Raw genomic sequence first — 2,700 nt, 5'->3', positions numbered from 1 at the left:
CCGCTGATTGTCGACGATCCTCAGGATATCGACGCGGCGGTGCACGCCACTATTCAGTCGGCCTTTATTACCGCCGGGCAGCGCTGCACCTGCGCCCGGCGGCTGCTGGTCAAGCGCGGCCCGGCGGGAGACGCGTTTTTGCAGCGGCTGGTGGCGGTGGCCGGGCGGATTACGCCCGACCGCTGGGACGCCGAGCCGCAGCCGTTTATTGGCGGGCTGATCTCCCCCCAGGCGGCGCAGAATGTAATCGATGCCAGGCAGCAGCACGTTGCCCGCGGGGCAGTGACGCTGCTGGAGCCGCGCCTGCTGGAACCAGGCACCTCCCTGCTGACCCCGGGAATTCTGGAGATGAGCGCGGCGGAGCCGGTGCCGGATGAAGAGGTATTTGGTCCGCTGCTCTGCGTCTGGCGCTATGACCATTTTGATGCCGCCATAGCGCTGGCGAACGCTACCCGCTACGGACTCTCCTGCGGGCTGTTGTCCAGTGACCGGGCGAAATTCGACCGGCTGCTGCTGGAGGCCCGGGCGGGCATCGTCAACTGGAACAAGCCCCTGACCGGCGCCGCCAGCACCGCGCCGTTCGGCGGCGTTGGCGCATCCGGCAACCATCGTCCCGGCGCCTGGTACGCGGCGGACTACTGTGCGTGGCCGATGGCATCGCTGGAGTCTCCGGGGCTGGCGCTGCCCGATATGCTCTCCCCGGGACTCGATTTTTCCGCGGAGGAGCGTCCATGAGTGCCAGAGAAGTTAACTTCGACGGGCTGGTGGGGCTGACGCACCACTACGCCGGCCTGTCGTTTGGCAATGAAGCGTCTGCCCGGCACCGGCTCCAGGTTTCTAATCCGCAGCTGGCCGCCCGCCAGGGATTGTTAAAGATGAAGGCGCTGGCGGATCTCGGTTTTGCCCAGGCGGTGATCCCGCCCCACGAGCGGCCTAACCTGCCGCTGCTGCGCCAGCTCGGGTTTCGCGGTAGCGACGAGCAGGTGCTGCACGCGGCGGCGGCCCACTCGCCGGAGCTGCTGTCAGCAACCAGCTCAGCTTCCGCAATGTGGGTTGCCAATGCGGCTACCGTCTGCCCGTCGGCGGATTCGCTGGACGGCAGGGTGCATCTGACCGTCGCCAATCTGAACAATAAATTCCACCGAGCCAGCGAGGCGGAGGGCACCGGCGCGCTGCTGCGGGCCATTTTTCGCGATCCGCAGGCCTTTGCTGTTCACGACGCGCTGCCCCAGGCGGCGATGTGGGGCGACGAAGGCGCGGCCAACCACAACCGCTTCGGCAGCGAATATGGCGGACCGGGCGTGCAGCTGTTTGTGTACGGGCGTGAAGAGGGAAATCCACTTCAGCCTCAGCGCTACCCCGCGCGCCAGACCCTGGCCGCCAGCCGGGCGGTGGCGCGGCTTAATCTGGTGGATCCCGCCCGGCTGCTGTTTGCCCAGCAGAACCCGGCGGTGATTGATCAGGGTGTCTTTCACAACGATGTGATTGCCGTCAGCAACCGGCAGGTGCTGTTCTGCCACCAGCAGGCGTTTGTCGACCAGCCCCGGCTGCTGGATCAGCTACGCGAGCGGGTACCCGGCTTCCAGGCAGTGGAAGTGCCCGCCGCGCGGGTATCGGTAAACGACGCGGTAGCGACTTACCTGTTCAACAGTCAGCTGCTGAGCCGCCAGGACGGCAGCATGATGCTGGTGTTGCCGAAAGAGGCGCAGGCGCATTCCGGCGTCTGGGCGTATCTGCAGGAGGTGGTGGCCGCAGATAACCCGATTGCGTCGCTGGCGGTGTTCGACCTGCGGGAGTCGATGGCCAACGGCGGCGGGCCCGCCTGCCTGCGCCTGCGGGTGGTGCTGACGGAAAGCGAAATCGCCGCGCTCAATCCGGCGGTGCTGATGAACGATGCGCTGTTTACGGCGCTCAACGGCTGGATCGACCGCTACTACCGGGACCGGCTAACCCAGGCCGACCTGGCGGATCCGCAGCTGCTGCGCGAGGGGCGCGAGGCGCTGGACCGGCTAACGCAGATTCTCGATCTTGGTTCAGTCTATTCCTTTCAGCAGTAGGAGAACGCGATGAAAACAGCCCTGGCGCTGACGCTTGCCGGAACAGAGCCTGAACCTCGCGCCGGAGAAACCGCCGGATTGCGCTGGCGCTGGCTGGATACCGGGATCCTTGAGCTGGTGCCCGTCGCGCCCTGCGATCGGGCGCTGGTGCTCTCCTGCGGTATTCACGGTAACGAAACCGCGCCGGTAGAGATCGTTGACGCGCTGGTAGCGGCGCTGCTGGCCGGCAGCCAGGTTCTGCGCTGGCGGCTGCTGGTTATCTTCGGCAATCCTCCGGCGCTGGCGGCCAACCGGCGCTTTGTGCACAGCGACATGAACCGGATGTTCAGCGGCCGCTGGCACGATTTTACCCCGTCGGGGGAAACGGCGCGGGCGGCGCGCCTGGAGCAGGCGCTGGCGGCGTTTTACCAGCCCGGCGACGCCCTGCGCTGGCATCTTGATTTACATACTGCCATCCGGGGGTCTCTCCATCCGCGCTTCGGGGTGCTCCCCCAGCGCACCGCGCCGTGGCCGGAGGAGTTTCTGCACTGGCTGGCCGCAGCCGGGCTGGAGGCGCTGGTATTTCATCAGGCGCCCGGCGGCACCTTTACCCATTTCAGCTGCGCGCGCTTTGCGGCGCTGGCCTGCACGCTGGAGCTGGGTA

3 protein-coding genes are annotated in these 2,700 nt (G+C 66.6%); all 3 read left to right on the top strand.

The features are described 5' to 3' along the window. Nucleotides 1–735: aldehyde dehydrogenase family protein (locus tag QZ766_RS05035; RefSeq protein ID WP_297198174.1), on the top strand; the 735-nt coding region annotated here is incomplete at its 5' end. After that, a complete protein-coding gene (astB, locus tag QZ766_RS05030) occupies nt 732–2,057 on the top strand; it encodes an N-succinylarginine dihydrolase (protein ID WP_297198172.1) in 1,326 nt (441 codons plus the stop codon). The genes QZ766_RS05035 and astB, both read left to right, overlap by 4 nt. 9 nt (nt 2,058–2,066) lie before the next feature. After that, a partial coding sequence (locus QZ766_RS05025) for a succinylglutamate desuccinylase (RefSeq protein ID WP_297198169.1) occupies nt 2,067–2,700 on the top strand: 634 nt, incomplete at its 3' end.

This window comes from uncultured Pluralibacter sp. (assembly GCF_913775985.1).
Lineage (GTDB): Bacteria > Pseudomonadota > Gammaproteobacteria > Enterobacterales > Enterobacteriaceae > Pluralibacter.
The sequence above is the reverse complement of the archived record's forward strand: the minus strand, read 5'-3'. Positions and strand labels throughout refer to the sequence as shown.

Excerpts from the sequence above, each read along its gene's own strand:
- astB (WP_297198172.1), top strand. The coding sequence starts at position 732 with ATGAGTGCCAGAGAAGTTAACTTCGACGGGCTGGTGGGGCTGACGCAC.